Genomic DNA, 16,240 nt, shown 5'->3' on the forward strand with positions numbered 1-16,240 from the left:
AAAAGGGCGCAAAGACTAACATAAATTCGCTAGTTCAGCCTTTGTGCAAGAAACGGGCTATATTTAGTAATGAAACCGTGAACACTTTGCAGAATCGGGCGAAACTATTCAGTTTCTGGCTGTGATCGGGTTATACTCGGCGCGTCATAACCCACAAAAAAACTAGAAGTGTGGCGGATTTCGGCTAGGTTTTTTGCGCGGAGCGCCCACTCACGAACGAATGAAGACTTGAGGGTATTACCTTGGTTGCTGTGTCTCTTACTCCCCACATCAAAAATGTGGAAGAATTTCTTGCTCATTGTCACCGTCGCCGCTACCCGGCGAAAAGCACGCTCATTTACGCGGGCGATAAAAGTGACTCCCTTTATTACATCATTAAAGGTTCTGTAACTGTCCTGATCGAAGACGAAGAAGGTCGCGAGATGATCGTTGCCTATCTGAACGACGGCGATTTCTTTGGTGAAATGGGCCTGTTTGATGAACAGGATAACCGTAGCGCCTGGGTTAGGGCGAAATCCGAATGTGAGATCGCGGAGATTTCCTACACTAAATTCCAGGAATTGTCGGAAACCCACCCCGAATTTTTGTTTGCGCTGGGTACTCAAATGGCCCGCCGCTTGCGCAACACCACCCGTAAAGTGGGCGACCTTGCGTTTCTCGATGTTACCGGCCGCGTAGCCCGCACTTTGCTCGATCTGTGCAAAGAGCCGGATGCAATGACCCACCCGGACGGCATGCAAATTAAGATCACCCGTCAGGAAATTGGCCGCATTGTTGGCTGTTCGCGGGAAATGGTCGGCCGCGTACTGAAAACTCTGGAAGAGCAAGGCCTGGTTTCCGTCAAGGGCAAGACCATGGTGGTTTTCGGTACCCGCTAATACAAAAAAAGCGCGACAAATCTATTGCCGCGCTTTTTATTTGTCCGTTTCAACAGCCCGTTCTCTGCGTTAAGAGTCAGGTGTTAACTGCCAGGTTTTAACTAACGCTAGGCTTTGACCGTCGCGTTATTGCAACCAAGTTAAGTTGCAACCAAGTTAAGTTTTATCCACGACGAGTCAACTGCTCCGCCTGGTTACCTGAGACCTGCTTTATCTGGCCACAAGCTAAGAGTAAGCACAAATTAAGAGTAAAACAGTGCTTGAAGTTTTTCGCCCGGGTTTTCCGCGCGCATAAACGACTCACCGACCAGGAAGCTGTTTACACCCTGCTCTCGCATTGCAACCACATCGGCCATTTCCAAAATACCGCTTTCTGTTACGACAATCCTGTCTTCCGGGATTTTTTGCAGCAGATCGAATGTGGTTTGCAGGGTGACTTCGAAGGTGTGCAGGTTGCGGTTGTTAATACCGATTAACTTGTTAGGCAATTCAAGTGCTAGCTCCAGCTCCTGCGCGTCATGCACTTCCACTAGCACGTCCATACCCAGGTCGTGAGCCTGCTGATTCAAATCGTGCAACTGGGTGCGATCTAGCGCCGCTACAATCAGCAACACGCAGTCGGCACCAATAGCCCGTGCTTCGGTCACCTGGTAGGAGTCCACTAAAAAATCTTTGCGAATAACCGGCAGAGGCACCGCCGCCCTTACATCCACCAGATATTGATCTGCGCCCTGAAAAAAATCGACGTCAGTTAATACCGACAAGCAGGCCGCGCCCCCTTTCAAATAACTCTGCGCGATTTCAGCGGGCTGAAAATCTTCTCGGATCACACCTTTACTTGGAGACGCTTTTTTAATTTCTGCGATGACGGCCGAGGCGCCCGCTTGCAACTTGGACTCCATGGCCGCAACAAACCCGCGCGCCGGGGAATGCGCTCGCGCCTGCCGCAAGAGTTCGTCTTCGGAGCGCACTGCACGGCGCTCCGCAATTTCTTCGTATTTTCTGCTAATTATTTTTTTCAGTACGGTGGGCGTTTCTGACACAGGAGTTTCCATTAACTTGGTAAAACGTTAAACGTTGGTAAATTCAATCAATTCTTTTAGTTTTTCTGCGGCCAGCCCAGAGGACAATGCGTCTTCCGCCATGGCAACGCCATCTTTCATCGATCCAGCCAAACCGGCAACATAAATTGCCGCACCCGCGTTTATGGCAATAATGGCAGCCGCTTTCTGGCTCAGCTCGGTGGTATCGCCTTTAAACGCGCCGCGAATGAGCCCCAAAGATTCCTCAGCACTGGTAACAGAGAGACCATCGAGATCGCTATAGCCAAAGCCATAGTCGGCAGGGTCAACTTTAAATTCGGTGACCACGCCATTTTTTAATTCGGCCACATGGCTGGGGGCAGCGATGGAAAGCTCATCGAGACCATCGTCGGAACAAACAATCATTACGTGCTCGGAGCCCAGGCGGCCCAGCACCTCCGCCATTGGTCGGCACAATGCTGGCGTAAATACGCCAATAACCTGCCGCTTGACGCCCGCCGGGTTGGTCATCGGGCCAAGCATATTAAAGATTGTGCGCAGCGCCAGTTCTTTGCGCGGGCCAATCGCATGTTTCATAGCACTGTGATGGGCCGGCGCAAACATAAAGCCAACGCCGACATTTTCAATAGCACGGGCAACCACATCTGGCGCCGCGCTGAGATTTACCCCAGCCGCTTCCAGAACATCAGCACTTCCGGTGGAACTGGAAACACTGCGATTACCGTGTTTCGCCACATGACCACCTGCTGCGGCAACCACAAAAGCCGCTGCGGTGGAAACGTTAAAGAGGTTAGCCCCGTCACCCCCGGTGCCGCAGGTGTCGACTAAATTGTTCGCGGAAACCTCGACTTTTGTCGCCAGCTCACGCATGACCATTGCGGCCCCGGTGATTTCGTCCAGCGATTCACTTTTCATGCGCAGGGCGACCAGGAAACCGCCGATTTGCGCAGGCGTAGCCTGGCCACTCATCACTGCGGTCATCACCTCAACCATTTCGTCCTGAGAGAGATCATTGCCCGCAACTACGCGAGCGAGGGCTTGTTGAATATTCATAGCGAGTTCTTATTTATGGTTACGTTCTTATTTATGGCTAACAATAATTTGACTGCTCGCAGGCATTTCCGGTGCTTACACTCGCGTCACACTTCAACACGCAAAAAGTTTTCTAGCAGTTGGTGGCCATGCTCAGAGAGAATGGACTCGGGGTGGAATTGAACACCTTCCACGGCGAAGTCTTTATGGCGCACGCCCATAATTTCATCCAGCTGGCCATCTTCGGTTTCGGTCCAGGCGGTCACTTCAAGACAGTCCGGCAGCGTGTTTTTGTCGATAACGAGCGAGTGATAACGGGTCGCCAGGTAAGGCGTTGTCAGGTCTTTAAATACGCCCACCCCTTTGTGGTGAATGGGTGAGGTCTTGCCATGCATGACTTCGCGAGCACGCACAATGTTGCCACCAAACGCCTGACCAATGCTCTGGTGACCGAGACAAATACCAAATACCGGTATTTTGCCCGCAAAATGCTGAACAACCTCTACCGACACGCCCGCCTCGGTGGGAGTACAGGGGCCGGGAGAAACAACAATTCGCTCCGGTTTGCGCGCGATGATTTCGTCCAGTGACAGTTCGTCGTTGCGCACCACGTGAACGTCGGCTTTTAGCTCACCCAAATACTGCACAACGTTGTAAGTAAAGGAGTCGTAATTGTCGATCATCAAAAGCATGGCGAAGTACCGGATTGTGTGCGGGCCGCTTGGCGCGCTGACTAAGAAATATCGCAGGCCGGTATTATAGGGGCTATCTGTAAAAGATGGGTAGGCGCCCCGCCAATGAGTCGTTGGAAGCGGCAAAAACATGCCAAAGATTGTGTCGGGCTTTTTTACAAATAGTTAAAACCTGCTATTACTACACCAATGCCGTTAGTTTCTCGACGAAATATGAAGAGCGCAGCAAACAAGGAATTGGTTCACAACATTGAAAAATGGCATCGAATACCCCCGACAAAAATCAGCATATGTAGTGATCTGCCAGACAAAAAATCCATACTTACTACCTACAAGATATTGGCGTAAAAATTAAATATGCATTGTTTATGTCATAAGGTATGCGTTAACGCCGCATGATTAGCGCCTAAATCAACACAAATTTGGCAAATGCATACTTCACATAATCGGGAACGAAACGTGCATAAGGTCACGTTATAACGATAAGCTCACCGACAAAAGACACGATTTGAGAGTTTTAAAACATGGCGCCGAGGAAAGATCGACCAGACCATATTGAACTGGTGAACAAGTCTTCCCAAAAACCGGTTCACCCGCCGAAGCTTTTAGGCCATATTCAAAATCAGGCCCAAGAGAGTGCGGTGCGTTTGCTCGATCACATGTTCTCGGCGACAGACGACCTCTTCTACGACCTTTCCAAACGCGCAACCAGTAACAACGAGCAAAACCTCTATTTCGATGCCATGCGCGAAATTCGCATAAAGAAAAAGGGTGTGGCTACCGAGTTCCTGCGCCAGATAAGTACCCTGTTTACTGAGTTGCTCAACAGCGACAGTAACAAACGCGAAACCGCGCAGGCGGAAGACGAACTCGGGCTTTCCATCGTCGAAGGCGACGACCTGGAGATCGAACTCGCGCTAAATAACATGACAGGCCGCACCCGCGACACCTACAAGCTGGAACTCTACGAACTGGCGATGCGGCTCGATCATCTGCTGTTACGCATTCCCGTGAGCGAAGACAACAACCCGCTGGACCCGAAGCAGATATCCAACGCATTTGTGGATGCGTGTAACACACAGCTTAGGGTCACCATTAAAGCGCGGCTCATCCTGTTCAAATTGTTCGAAAAACATGTGTTAAAGCAGTTAGGTCATATTTATTCGGATGCGAACCAGATTTTGCTGGATGCAGGCATACTGCCAAAAGTGCCGCGTCAATTGCACCGCTCTCGCTCCGCAGAGGCTCCTGGTCAGCACGCGCCTGATCCCGGCAGCAGTGCTGCCGCTCAGCACGATGTTTTTGAGCCCAGAGCGGCAACCGCCGCCCAACCGGCAGTTAACTTTCAGTTGGATGTCAACACGCTCAGCGCTTTGATGTCTTCGGCCCGCTCGGGCGCACCGCAGGCACTTCCCAGCGGCACGCTGATTAACTCCACTGGGCCCTACACCTACTACCTGTACTCCAGCAATCCCGGGCCGATCATGGCATCGCCGCAGCTTTCGTCGCTGTTGACGAAATCACAGCCGTTGGTCGACCGCCAACTGGCAGCGATCGAACCGCGTAACATTATTTCCGACGTTGTGAATCAACTGCTGGCCAAGCGCGACCCCGAAGTTCCCCAAGCGCTGGAGCAGCCCGATGAAGACATCATCAACCTGATCGCGATGTTCTTTGACAATGTGCTGTCCGACGAAAGCCTGCCGCTCGCTGTTCAATCGCTGATCTGCCGGTTGCAGATTCCAGTGCTCAAAATTGCCCTGCACGATCGCAGCTTCCTGACAGATGCGGAGCACCCGGCACGCAAACTCATTAACACCATTACCAATGCCGGTTTCAGCTTTGATGAGTCCAAACCGTTGGAGCGCGACCCGCTGTACCGCAAAATCGCCGACGGTATTCAAACTATCAACCGTCTCTACAAGACTGACGAAAAAGTTATTGCCGAATTTTTGGCCGAGCTTGAAGAGCACATTGTCAAAGAAAGCCACAAATCGGATCTGGTCGAAAAACGCACAACGCAAACAGAAGAAGGTAAATCCCGTATCCGCCAGGCGCGCGCCTCGGCTCAAAATGCGCTTTACCAAAAACTGAAAACCGCGCACCTGCCGGAAGCCATGAACGAGTTTCTCACCAACACTTGGCTGCAGGTACTGGTGATTACCCACCTCAAGCACGGCCATGACAGCGCCGAGTGGGTGGAGTCTGAATCTCTGGTGAGCGATATTATGTGGCTGTGCCAGCCTCATAACGACGAGCGCTCGCTAATGCGCAAAAAGCGCTTGCAACCTGAAGTGTTGCAACGGGTGGAAAACGGGTTGGAAATTGCTATCGATAACCCGGAAGCGCGGTTACAGAAAATAGCGGCTATCGAGGAGCTGCTGGCTTCACTGAGTGACCCGGAAGCACCACAGTCCGATTTCGCCCCGCTGAACCGCCACCAGATCGAAACCCTGGGCAAGGCCGATCTCGACCAAAAGCCCTGGGAAGACATGACTGCGCTGGAACGCCAGCAGTCCCGCTATGAACAGCTTTCCAACAAGTATTTTCTCGAGGCCAAAGATATTCCTGAAGGCGTCTGGTTATCGTACGACGACGAGCAAACCTCTAAAACTGTGCGCTGCAAGTTGAGTAGTAAAATCGATTCCGAGAGCTACATCTTTGTAAATCGCTTTGGCTTTAAGATGATGGAAAAAACCCGTCGCCAACTCGCTTACGATATGCAGTTCAACCGCGCCCGCATTCTCGATTCCCGCCCCCTGTTCGAACGTTTGATGGACAAAGTCGTTACCCAACTGCGCCAAGCTGCATAGCTGTGCGCAAACTGCGCGAATAACTGTATAATGCCGCCTCGCTTCCGGAGGCGGAATCCGTTTTTATGCTTTCCCCTTTAAAAACGTGCCGCTGTGTGTGCATTGCAATATACGCAGGCATCACTCGCCGGACAAAATGCGCTGCGATGCTGGCAGTCCGCACACGTTTTAGTGACTAAGAGCAAAAAATGGAATTCAGCACAGTTACCCAAATTGCCTTCGCAAGCGCAGCCTTGCTGTTTTTCATTTTCTCTCTCACTCTGATTTTTTACAGCAAGCGCATACAGCTACACTGGTCTTTCTACCTGGCCGCATTGATACACGCTGGCTGGCTAGCGTCCATTCCCGTCACCAGCTTGCTGGCCCCGTCGACGCCGGGAAGCTTGTTCTGCATAGAAACCCTGCATTACGCCGCCTGGATATATGCGCTGGTGCGCAACACGGAGCATCTGTGTTCCAGCAAACTGCCAAAGTTGTACAAATACGGGCTGTACGCGGTCGCCATCGCTGCCCTGCTGCTCGCCCTCGCTGTAGACGGTATGGGTTACACCGGCAAACACATCGACCAACTGGTTATCTGGCAGGGCATTCTGTTTTCGATTATTTCGCTGCTGGGTGTTGAACAGCTCTACCGCAACGTACTTAACTACCGCCTGGTAAAACTGCTCTGTTTAAACCTCGCGTTTATTTTTATTTTCGACGCCTATCTATTCTCACAAAGCCTGTTCCTCTATAGCCTGAGTGCAGACCTGTGGCAGGCGCGCGCGGCCGTTGCCATGGCAGCCAGTTTATTTATGACCGTTGGGGTCGTGACCCTTAACCAGCCGGCAATGCAATCGGCAAAACTGACGCTGTCTCGCCCCATCGCGTTTTACACCACTTCGCTGACGCTGGCAGGGGCCTTACTCACCCTGCTCGCCATCGCCGGCTACTATGTCGAGTTGCATGGCGGCAGCTGGGGAACGGTGATCTACACCCTGCTGCTGGCAACCGGGCTGATTTCCATCACCGTCGTATTTTCTTCGAATACTACCCGCGAGCGCCTCAAAGTACTGATCAATAAACATCTGTTCAGCCACAAATACGACTATCGCGCAGAGTGGCTGCGATTGATCAACCAGCTATCGCAGCCCACCACTCCCGACGAAATTCATACACGCGCAATAAACGTTGTGGCCGATCTGTTTAAGAGTCGCGGCGGTGCGCTCTGGTTGCGACGAGGCAAGGTATTAGTGCCCGTGCAGCAGGTCAATGTGGTGATGGATATCTCCGAAATGATTGAACCGGAGTCCACGGAGTTTTGCCTGGAGCTGGAGCAGGAGTGGGTGTTTTCGCCTCACTCACCGAGCATGGCACTGGCGCAACACAATGAACTGTTACCGGAGTGGGTGGAACACCTTGCGGAAGTGTGGCTGATTCTGCCTTTGCTCAACGAGAACAGCCTGGTCGGTTTTATGGCTCTCACGGAGCCGCAGGATAAAGCCATGCTGAATTGGGAAGACCTCGACTTGATTAAAACCGTGGGCCGCCAGGTCGCCAGCTACCTCGAACGCCACGAGCAATCGGAACTGTTGGCCGAGTCGCGCCAGTTCGATGCGTTCAACAAGTTGGCTGCCTACGTTATGCACGATTTAAAAAATCTTATCGCTCAACAATCACTGGTGGTGAAAAACGCGGAAAAGCACAAAGACAACCCGGCGTTTGTCGAGGATGCTATGAACACCATCAATAATTCTGTTGTGCGCATGAAAAACCTGCTGCGCAAGTTACAGCACAACGAACCGGAAGAGATTACCGTATTTCCAGTTAAGCAGGTGCTTATTGAGGCGATAAGGCGCTGCCAAAAATCGAAACCAACACCGACCCTGCGCACCTTGTCTGATGACTGGAAAGCCAAAGCGGATTTCGATAGCCTCGTGATGGTGTTCACCCACATTATCCAAAATGCGCAGGACGCGACACACGAAGATGGCTATATCGATATCGAAGGCGATATAGAAGGCAAAATTCTCGCAATCAGTATCGAGGATAACGGCTCGGGAATGACGCTTGATTTCATTCAAAGTCGCCTGTTCAAACCCTTCGAAACAACAAAAACCGGCAAGGGCATGGGAATTGGCATGTACCAAGCGCGTGAGTATACGCAGAGCCTCGGTGGCAATATTGCGGTGGAAAGCTCCCCCGGCGAGGGCACTACCTTTATAATCACCGTACCCGTCGTTTGATTAACACGCGAATTCGGCCCGAAATAACTACTGGAAAAATTATGAGTAAAGCTGACGCCAAACAGAAACTGCTAATTGTTGAAGACGATCTGGGGCTGCAAAGTCAGCTGCGATGGCATTTTGATCAGTATGAAGTTATTTGTGCAAGCGACCGTGAAGAAGCTATTGCTGCAATTCGGCTGCATGAACCTCCCATTGTGTTACAGGATCTGGGTTTACCACCCGATGACGAAGGAGTCGACGAGGGATTCCGCTGTATTCGCGAGATTTCAAACCTGTCGCCCAGCGCAAAAATCATCGTAATGACAGGTAATGCCGACTACGAAAATGCGGTGCGTGCAGTCGCCATGGGCGCGTACGATTTTTATCAAAAGCCGGTGAATCCGGAAACCCTCGACCTTATTTTGCAGCGCGCTTACCACATTCACAGCCTCGAAGAGCAAAACCGCATTCTGCAGGAACAGACACAAACCCCGCTCGAGGGTGTTATCGCCTGCGACCCATCAATGTTGAAAATCTGTCGCACAATTGAAAAGCTGGCGCCGTCGGATGTGACCTGTACGCTCACCGGCGAAAGCGGTACCGGTAAAGAAGTTCTGGCAAAAGCACTTCACGAGTTAAGTCCTCGTGCAAAACATCGAATGGTTGCGATCAACTGCGCGGCGGTACCAGAAAACCTGATGGAGTCGGAACTGTTCGGCTACGAAAAAGGTGCGTTCACCGGTGCCAACAAACGCACCCTGGGCAAAGTGGAAACCGCTAACGGCGGCACCCTGTTTTTGGACGAAATTGGCGATATGCCACTACCGCTGCAGGCGAAGCTGCTCCGCTTCTTACAGGAACGGGTGATCGAGCGGGTTGGCGGGCGCGAAGAAATACCGGTTGATGTGCGGGTTGTTTGCGCGACTAATAAAAATCTGCAGCAAATGGTTGCCGATAGCACCTTCCGCGAAGATCTCTACTACCGCATTTGCGAAATGGAAATTCAAATTCCCCCACTGCGCGACCGCCAAGGGGACAAAATGCTGCTCGCGCGACACTTTTTACGCATGTACGTTAAACAAATGAACGCGCCTATCACCGGTTTCGCCCAGGAAGCCGCAGAGGCGATAGAAGCCTACCAGTGGCCAGGTAACATCCGCGAAATGGAAAACCGCGTGAAACGCTCGGTAGTGATGTGTGAGGACAAGCTGATCAGCTCGGAAGATCTCGGCTTGGTGTCGGACGAAAGCCTCAACCTGAACTTGCGTCAGGTGCGATACAACGCAGAACGGGCGGCCATTCTGCGCGCGCTAACCATGAGCGACAACAATATTTCTGCCACTGCAAAACTGCTTGGCGTCACTCGGCCAACGCTTTACGACCTGATGAAGAAATACAACGTCAACGTCGCTGCGGTACAGCAGGAATGACGGAAAAGGTATAGCGAAAAGACGAATACGAGAGCATCAAACCCGCTGTGTGCCGTACACAGCACAGCGGGTTAAAGCAGCGCTTAGGCAGGCTGCTGACTGTAGTTGAACACCACGGCAGCGATACGTTTATCGCCAATAGTATCAATACACGCGTTCACTTCATCCATACTCGCCATGCCGTAAGGCACGACCAAAATCACGAAATCACATAACGAGGCGAGCATCCGCGTTTCCGCGCCGTATTCCTGCGCAGGTGGTGTATCCATAATAATGTAGCGGTCGTCGTAACGCGCTTTCAGTTCATCGGCGAACTCATGCATACGCCCGGATGACAGTCTCTCGGTCGCTCCTTCGGTGTTACCGCCAACCGGCACCACACGTACCCGCGGAATACCGGTCGCATAGATGATATTTTCGAGGCCCAGCTCGCCATTATCCAGGTAGTCGGTTAAACCCGAATCGGTACCGGTAACCGCCAGCTTGTCTAATGAGGGCGCGTAGAAGTTTGCATCGACAATAAGCGAGGTGCGGGTTTTATCGAGCGCAATCGCTGCAGCGAGATTTTTGGCCACATGAGAGCTGCCACCTTCGGCGGTAACCGAGGTCACCATGCACAGGAAATTCTTGCCTTCGGCTTTCGCATATACCCGGGTACGCAGGTCGCGGAACACCTTGAGCATTTTGTCGTGGGGCGTACCCTGATACAAGATCTTCTGGTGATCCAGCTCGGTTCTGCTGAACCGGTGGATTTCCGACATTCTATCGATCTGTGCGCCCTTGGGTGCACTGGTTTCCAGTGGTACTCGTGTGACACTGGCGACTGTAGGTTCCAAATCTGACTCCTCTGAATTATCCAAACGCTCAAAATCCTTTTCTGTTGTCGCTCATCCATACACCTGATGCAGTATTAACCACTCGGGATCATAGTAACCCGAGATGCGCGCCGAACAGGAGCCCGGCGCTACCGGCTATACCACCCAATCGACCGCTGAGAAGAGAGCGCGGGCTTTGTTCATGGTTTCCTTCCACTCCAGCTCTGGTTGTGAGTCAGCAACAACCCCGGCGCCCGCCTGGACAAAAATCTTACCGTCCTTGATAACCGCTGTACGAATTGCAATTGCTGTGTCCATATTACCATTCCACGCCAGGTAGCCGATGGCGCCGCCATAGATGCCCCGCTTCACCGGCTCCAGTTCGTCAATGATTTCCATTGCACGAATTTTCGGAGCGCCAGAAAGGGTACCTGCCGGCAAAGCCGCGCGCAGCACGTCCATGGCGTCCTTATCGGCCTTGAGTCGGCCTGTAACATTGGACGTAATATGCATGACATGCGAGAACCGCTCTACTACCATTTTCTCCGTCAGCTTGACGGAACCGATCTCTGCGACACGGCCCACATCATTGCGACCCAAATCTATAAGCATTAAGTGTTCCGCAATTTCTTTTGGGTCGGCAACTAATTCCGCTTCCAGCGCTTTGTCTTCCGCTTCGGAGTAGCCGCGGCGGCGTGTTCCGGCAATTGGCCGCACGGTCATTTCACCGTTTTCGAGGCGGGCCAGAATTTCCGGACTGGAGCCGACCACATGGTGATCCCCCAGATTCATGAAATACATGTAAGGCGAAGGGTTCAGGCAACGCAGGGCGCGATAGAGGTTAACCGGCGGTGCCGTGAACGGGTAGGACATACGCTGCGAAAGTACTATCTGCATGGTGTCGCCAGCGAGAATGTAGTCCTTCAGCCGGCCCACGTCAGCCTGGAATTTCTCGCACCCGTAGCTGGATTCGAAGTCGCCTTCGCACGCAGTAATGCCTTTGGACGTATTCATCGCAGGCATTGCCGGAATATTACCGGGGCCACTGGCAAGTTTCGCCTCCAGAGCATCCAGACGATCATTCGCAAGCTGCAAGGCGTTTGCCCGCGCTGGGTCTGCCAGCACAATCAAGTGGATTTTGCCTTTGAGGTTATCGAACACTAGAATTTCGTCGGATACCATTAACAAAATTTCCGGAGTGCCGATTTCGTCGTCGGGTGCGTTGCCCTGCAGGCGAGGCTCTACGTAGCGAACACAGTCGTACGCAAAATACCCCACTAATCCGCCATTAAAGCTGGGCAGTCCATCTACCTCCGCTACGTTGAAACTTTTCTGCCAGTTTTTGACGAACTCCAATGGATCGTCGCAATCGCTGGATTCCACCAGCCCCGACTCGTTAAAAAACTGCACGGTATTTTCACGGACTTCAAGGCGCTCGCGGGCTGGCAGGCCAATAATGGAGTAGCGCCCCCACTTCTCTCCGCCTTGAACAGATTCGAACAGATAGGAATATGGGCCATTCGCCAGTTTAAAATAGCTGGATAGCGGCGTTTCTGTGTCGGCCAGAACTTCACGACGAACAGGAATACGATTGTGGCCAGCGGCGGCCAATTGGGAAAACAATTCGGGTGTCATAACAGATAACCTGAAAATTCGGTGTTACGGGAAATTGGGAAGAATGCGTGCGTATTACTGGCGTCGCCAGCGCTCGCGAAATAGGAACCCGTATACGAAATGACGCTTCAACATGGAAGGGAACTACCAGTTTTTATTGTAGGGCTGAATCTTATCACGCATCTGTGAAATTACCGCTCGATAATCGTCAGCGCCAAATATGGCGGAGCCGGCAACGAAGGTATCGGCACCCGCCGCAGCCAGCTCGGCGATATTGTCGACCTTAACTCCACCGTCGACTTCCAGGCGCGCAGCAGAGCCATGCTGATCCAGTAATGCCCGTGCTTTAGCCACTTTCTGCAACACATAGGGTATAAAACTTTGCCCGCCAAAACCGGGATTGACAGACATTAAGAGCAGCATGTCAATTTTTTCGACAAGCCATTCGATGGTCGACAGAGGGGTTGCAGGGTTCAGTACCAGCCCGCCTTTACAACCATGCGATTGAATCAGCTCGAGCGAGCGGTCTACATGACGGGTAGCTTCCGGATGAAATGTAATGGAAGACGCCCCCGCTTCGGCAAAACGGGTAATCAGGTCGTCCACAGGTTCAACCATCAGGTGGACATCAATATGGGCCGTGATGCCATAGTTGCGAATCGCTTTGCACACCACCGGACCAAAAGTCATATTGGGTACATAGTGGTTGTCCATGACGTCGAAGTGAATCATGTCCGCGCCAGCCTCAAGCACGGCGGTACATTCTTCACCAAGGCGCGCCAAATCGGCCGACAAAATGGAAGGTGCTATGCTGTAAGAGTTGCGCGTGGCGGATAATTCTCCGCTCATTGGAATACCCCTGACCATTTATGCGATTGTTGAGGCGCATTGTACTGAATATGGCGACACCTCTAAACCGGTTTTTCTGCTTTGCCAGCAAAGCCCCCCTTCTGCTGTGTTTGACCTGGTATTCCGTTGTCGCAATTGCACAACCTGCAACCACCCCGGAAACGACTGCGCCTGCTGAACAGCCCACGCCTACCCCAATACCCAGTGCGCGGCCAGTGCCTGATCTGGAGGCACGTACCCAGCAATTGATTGCGCAAGAATTGAGTAAGGAAGAGGTGGTCTGGCTGGAAGGCGGCGCAGATAAATTTCCCGCCGTCTGGAAAGCCGACACCAGCGGGGACCCGTTCGGCGCTATCTTACTTATTCACGGCGCAGGCCAAACACTCGACTGGCCGTCCAGCCTACACGAGCTGCGAAACTCGCTTACCGACTTCGGTTGGTCGACGTTGAGTATCAGTTTGCCGCAACCGGATTTGCCGCCAGCGCCACCTCGCCCCAGCGCGCTACCAGCGGAAAATCCGACGCCCACAGACGGTATTGCAACTAACGATGACGACGCCACTACACCGGAGCTGAGCCCGGAGATTACTGCGCGCCTGCAGGCCGCCGTGGCCTATTTAAACAGCCGCGGTCAATACAACCTGGCGATTGCAGGAGAAGACGTCGGTGCGCTCTGGGCGACACAATATGTCGCCCGCCTCGCGCGCGATTTCGCCGGAAGCAAAAAAAACCGGCCGCGCGGCAAAGTGAATGCAAAAATGAGCCGCCCGGTGCGCGCGCTGATTTTGATTAATGCGCGCAACAGCGTGCCTTATCAAACCGGCGTACCAGAAAAAAACCTGTCGGATTGGTTTAACGACCCGGGGTTACCCATTCTTGATGTGTATTTTGGCAGCCACTTTCTGGATGAGAAGGAGCCAGCAATACGCGCGAAAAATGCACGTCGCAAGCGGCTGACTGACTATGTTCAGCTACAGCTGATCGACTCTCCCATCCAGTCTTCCGGCGGCGAAACTCAGTTAAGCCGGCGCGTACGTGGCTTTTTAAACAAACACGCTAAAGGCGTGGAACTGGAGGCGTCGCGGTAAGATGGTGCGCCAGATGACGCAACCGCTCCGGGGTTCCCACGTCCAGCCAGTAGCCGTCGAAAGACTCGCCAGCCAGCAAATTGCGTGCAATTAGCCAGTCGAAATATTCTTTCAGGGGAAAGTGCTCGCGCCGCTGCGGGTAAGCGGCAAACGTCAGTGGATCGATTAAGCTAATACCACTAAACGTATAGGTTTTGCCTGGACGTTTGGCTAAAACACGTTCGCCCTGTAACGCGAAATCGCCAGCGGGATTATGGGGTGGGTTCTCCACCAGAATTAACATGGCCGCCCAAGGGTCCAATGGGTGCGCGAGCAAAGGTTCGAAACGCACGTCAGACCACACATCCCCATTTACCAGGAGAAAAGGCTCCTCTCCCAACAGTGGCATCGCCGCGTTCAAAGCACCACCGGTTTCCAGTGGGTGGGGTTCACGCGAATACTCAATTCTGAGACCGTAGCGTTCACCATTACCCAAGTGATTCTCAATTTGCTCTGCGAGATAGGCAATATTGATTACAACCTCCTGAATTCCAGCCTTCGCCAGTTTCACCAGGTGCCACTCAATCAAACTTTTACCAGCAACCTCCAACAGCGGCTTGGGTGTTGTCAGCGTCAGTGGCAGCATGCGCCGACCTTCCCCTGCAGCCAAAATCATTGCGCGTCTAATCATGTCGCCCCCAGGTTTGCTGAGCAATAACCGGCTGTAATTGCGTCGTTAACCAGCGGTAAAAAGCATCGAATTCTGGATAAGCGCTGGCAGTGTCAGCAATGTAGGCAAGCACTCGGGGTAGATCATTGAGATAGCCTGATTTGCCGTCGCGCAAATGCAATCGCGCAAAAATTCCAGCCACTTTGATATGGCGTTGCAGTCCCATCCAATCGAACCAACGGATAAAGCTTCCCACATCAATATCCCGGCTTAACAGGCCTTTTTGCCAGGCGAACTCACAATACAACTGTACCCACTCCACCACTTTCGGTCGGGGCCAGGCGATGTAACAATCTTTAAGTACAGAGACCAGGTCATAGGTTATTGGCCCTGCGACGGCGTCCTGGAAATCAATCACTCCCGGCGGTTGATCACCGCGATAAATTAAGTTTCGCGCATGGAAATCCCGGTGCGTCACCACCACTGGCTGCGCTAGAGCACTCTCGGCCAACATGGCAAACAGATCGTCCAGCATTCGCACTGCGTCGCTGTCGAATTCGACGTTAAGCAAGCCGTCCAGGAACCACTCACGAAACAACTGCATTTCCCGCAACAAAAAAGCGCCGTCATATTTAGGTAACGGGTTTTCTGTCGTGGAGATGGCCTGAATTTTCAGTAGCTGGTCGAAAACCAGGGGGTAAAGCGTATTAGCGGTATCCTCGTTGAGCCTCTCCAACAGCGGCTGGGCACCTAAGTCTTCGATAATGAAGAAGCCGAAGTTCATTTCGAAGGCAATAATCTCCGGTACCGCCACACCCTGCTCGCGCATAATGTTCGCGATCTGCAAAAATTCGGTGTTTTTCTCTGTGGATGGCGGCGCCCAAACTGCAAGCATAGTAACCGGTACTGCACCCGTCAGCGTAAAGCGGAAGTAGTGGCGACTACCGGCATCCCCCCCAAGAGCGTGCCAGTCATCGATCCCGTCTGCCGAGACGCAATAGCCGAGTGCTTGCAATTGCGCGCACACCCAATGCCGCAAGTTCGCTGCGGCATCATTTAGCTCACCGATTTCTATACCACTTACCACATCACCTCCAGGGGTTCTCATCCGCAAATTCGTTACTCATGTA

13 protein-coding genes are annotated in these 16,240 nt (G+C 52.5%); 5 read left to right on the top strand and 8 right to left on the bottom strand.

Annotated features, from left to right (window positions below; translation table 11 throughout):
- The first annotated feature begins 242 nt into the window (after positions 1–242).
- Positions 243–878, top strand: coding sequence for a cAMP-activated global transcriptional regulator CRP (gene crp, locus TERTU_RS13825; protein WP_018015740.1), 636 nt, complete (start codon positions 243–245; stop codon positions 876–878).
- Between the two features lie 242 nt (positions 879–1,120).
- Here crp and trpC read toward each other — a convergent pair whose 3' ends face one another.
- From trpC to TERTU_RS13840, 3 genes are all read right to left on the bottom strand, one after another.
- A complete protein-coding gene (gene trpC, locus TERTU_RS13830) occupies positions 1,121–1,933 on the bottom strand; it encodes an indole-3-glycerol phosphate synthase TrpC (RefSeq protein WP_015817905.1) in 813 nt (270 codons plus the stop codon).
- Between the two features lie 15 nt (positions 1,934–1,948).
- The gene (trpD, locus tag TERTU_RS13835; RefSeq protein WP_015818364.1) at positions 1,949–2,974 is read right to left on the bottom strand and encodes an anthranilate phosphoribosyltransferase; all 1,026 of its coding nucleotides are present in this window, start codon (positions 2,972–2,974) and stop codon (positions 1,949–1,951) included.
- 86 nt (positions 2,975–3,060) lie between these two features.
- Complete coding sequence (locus TERTU_RS13840) at positions 3,061–3,645, bottom strand: anthranilate synthase component II (protein ID WP_015819494.1); 585 nt, start codon at positions 3,643–3,645, stop codon at positions 3,061–3,063.
- Positions 3,646–4,169: 524 nt separating this feature from the next.
- On the opposite strand from TERTU_RS13840, the gene TERTU_RS13845 reads away from it, so the two are divergent.
- The 3 genes from TERTU_RS13845 to prsR all read left to right on the top strand — a co-directional run bounded on the left by TERTU_RS13845 (position 4,170) and on the right by prsR (position 10,095).
- A complete protein-coding gene (locus TERTU_RS13845; RefSeq protein ID WP_015817166.1) occupies positions 4,170–6,458 on the top strand; it encodes a DUF1631 domain-containing protein in 2,289 nt (762 codons plus the stop codon).
- 188 nt (positions 6,459–6,646) lie between these two features.
- Positions 6,647–8,683 carry an XrtA/PEP-CTERM system histidine kinase PrsK gene (prsK, locus tag TERTU_RS13850; RefSeq protein WP_015816842.1) on the top strand — a complete coding sequence of 679 codons (2,037 nt, stop codon included), beginning with the start codon at positions 6,647–6,649 and terminating at the stop codon, positions 8,681–8,683.
- 41 nt (positions 8,684–8,724) lie between these two features.
- Positions 8,725–10,095 carry a PEP-CTERM-box response regulator transcription factor gene (prsR, locus tag TERTU_RS13855; RefSeq protein ID WP_015820210.1) on the top strand — a complete coding sequence of 457 codons (1,371 nt, stop codon included), beginning with the start codon at positions 8,725–8,727 and terminating at the stop codon, positions 10,093–10,095.
- Between the two features lie 83 nt (positions 10,096–10,178).
- On the opposite strand, the gene TERTU_RS13860 is transcribed toward prsR, so the two are convergent.
- From TERTU_RS13860 to rpe, 3 genes are all read right to left on the bottom strand, one after another.
- Positions 10,179–10,931 (bottom strand): P-loop NTPase family protein, encoded by a 753-nt coding sequence (locus tag TERTU_RS13860; protein ID WP_015818491.1) that lies wholly within the window; start codon positions 10,929–10,931, stop codon positions 10,179–10,181.
- A 135-nt stretch (positions 10,932–11,066) separates the two neighbouring features.
- Positions 11,067–12,545, bottom strand: coding sequence for an anthranilate synthase component I (gene trpE / locus TERTU_RS13865; protein ID WP_015816820.1), 1,479 nt, complete (start codon positions 12,543–12,545; stop codon positions 11,067–11,069).
- Between the two features lie 123 nt (positions 12,546–12,668).
- Positions 12,669–13,373, bottom strand: coding sequence for a ribulose-phosphate 3-epimerase (gene rpe, locus TERTU_RS13870; protein ID WP_015817203.1), 705 nt, complete (start codon positions 13,371–13,373; stop codon positions 12,669–12,671).
- A 50-nt stretch (positions 13,374–13,423) separates the two neighbouring features.
- On the opposite strand from rpe, the gene TERTU_RS13875 reads away from it, so the two are divergent.
- A complete protein-coding gene (locus TERTU_RS13875; protein ID WP_015820797.1) occupies positions 13,424–14,461 on the top strand; it encodes an alpha/beta hydrolase family protein in 1,038 nt (345 codons plus the stop codon).
- On the opposite strand, the gene murU is transcribed toward TERTU_RS13875, so the two are convergent.
- Positions 14,430–15,131, bottom strand: coding sequence for an N-acetylmuramate alpha-1-phosphate uridylyltransferase MurU (gene murU / locus TERTU_RS13880; protein ID WP_015820352.1), 702 nt, complete (start codon positions 15,129–15,131; stop codon positions 14,430–14,432). The two genes, TERTU_RS13875 and murU, sit on opposite strands and share 32 nt — an antisense overlap.
- On the bottom strand, positions 15,124–16,218 hold the full coding sequence (locus TERTU_RS13885) for an aminoglycoside phosphotransferase family protein (protein ID WP_015819161.1): 1,095 nt from the start codon (positions 16,216–16,218) through the stop codon (positions 15,124–15,126). Before TERTU_RS13885 ends, murU begins: the two co-directional genes overlap by 8 nt.
- Positions 16,219–16,240: the final 22 nt, after the last annotated feature.

The sequence above is a fragment of the Teredinibacter turnerae T7901 genome (assembly GCF_000023025.1).
GTDB lineage: Bacteria > Pseudomonadota > Gammaproteobacteria > Pseudomonadales > Cellvibrionaceae > Teredinibacter > Teredinibacter turnerae_B.

Bases quoted from the DNA above. Each gene is read 5' to 3' on its own strand.
- trpC (WP_015817905.1), bottom strand. From the start codon at position 1,933: ATGGAAACTCCTGTGTCAGAAACGCCCACCGTACTGAAAAAAATAATT.
- trpD (WP_015818364.1), bottom strand. From the start codon at position 2,974: ATGAATATTCAACAAGCCCTCGCTCGCGTAGTTGCGGGCAATGATCTC.
- TERTU_RS13840 (WP_015819494.1), bottom strand. From the start codon at position 3,645: ATGCTTTTGATGATCGACAATTACGACTCCTTTACTTACAACGTTGTG.
- TERTU_RS13845 (WP_015817166.1), top strand. From the start codon at position 4,170: ATGGCGCCGAGGAAAGATCGACCAGACCATATTGAACTGGTGAACAAG.
- prsK (WP_015816842.1), top strand. From the start codon at position 6,647: ATGGAATTCAGCACAGTTACCCAAATTGCCTTCGCAAGCGCAGCCTTG.
- prsR (WP_015820210.1), top strand. From the start codon at position 8,725: ATGAGTAAAGCTGACGCCAAACAGAAACTGCTAATTGTTGAAGACGAT.
- trpE (WP_015816820.1), bottom strand. From the start codon at position 12,545: ATGACACCCGAATTGTTTTCCCAATTGGCCGCCGCTGGCCACAATCGT.
- rpe (WP_015817203.1), bottom strand. From the start codon at position 13,373: ATGAGCGGAGAATTATCCGCCACGCGCAACTCTTACAGCATAGCACCT.
- TERTU_RS13875 (WP_015820797.1), top strand. From the start codon at position 13,424: ATGGCGACACCTCTAAACCGGTTTTTCTGCTTTGCCAGCAAAGCCCCC.
- murU (WP_015820352.1), bottom strand. From the start codon at position 15,131: ATGATTAGACGCGCAATGATTTTGGCTGCAGGGGAAGGTCGGCGCATG.
- TERTU_RS13885 (WP_015819161.1), bottom strand. From the start codon at position 16,218: ATGAGAACCCCTGGAGGTGATGTGGTAAGTGGTATAGAAATCGGTGAG.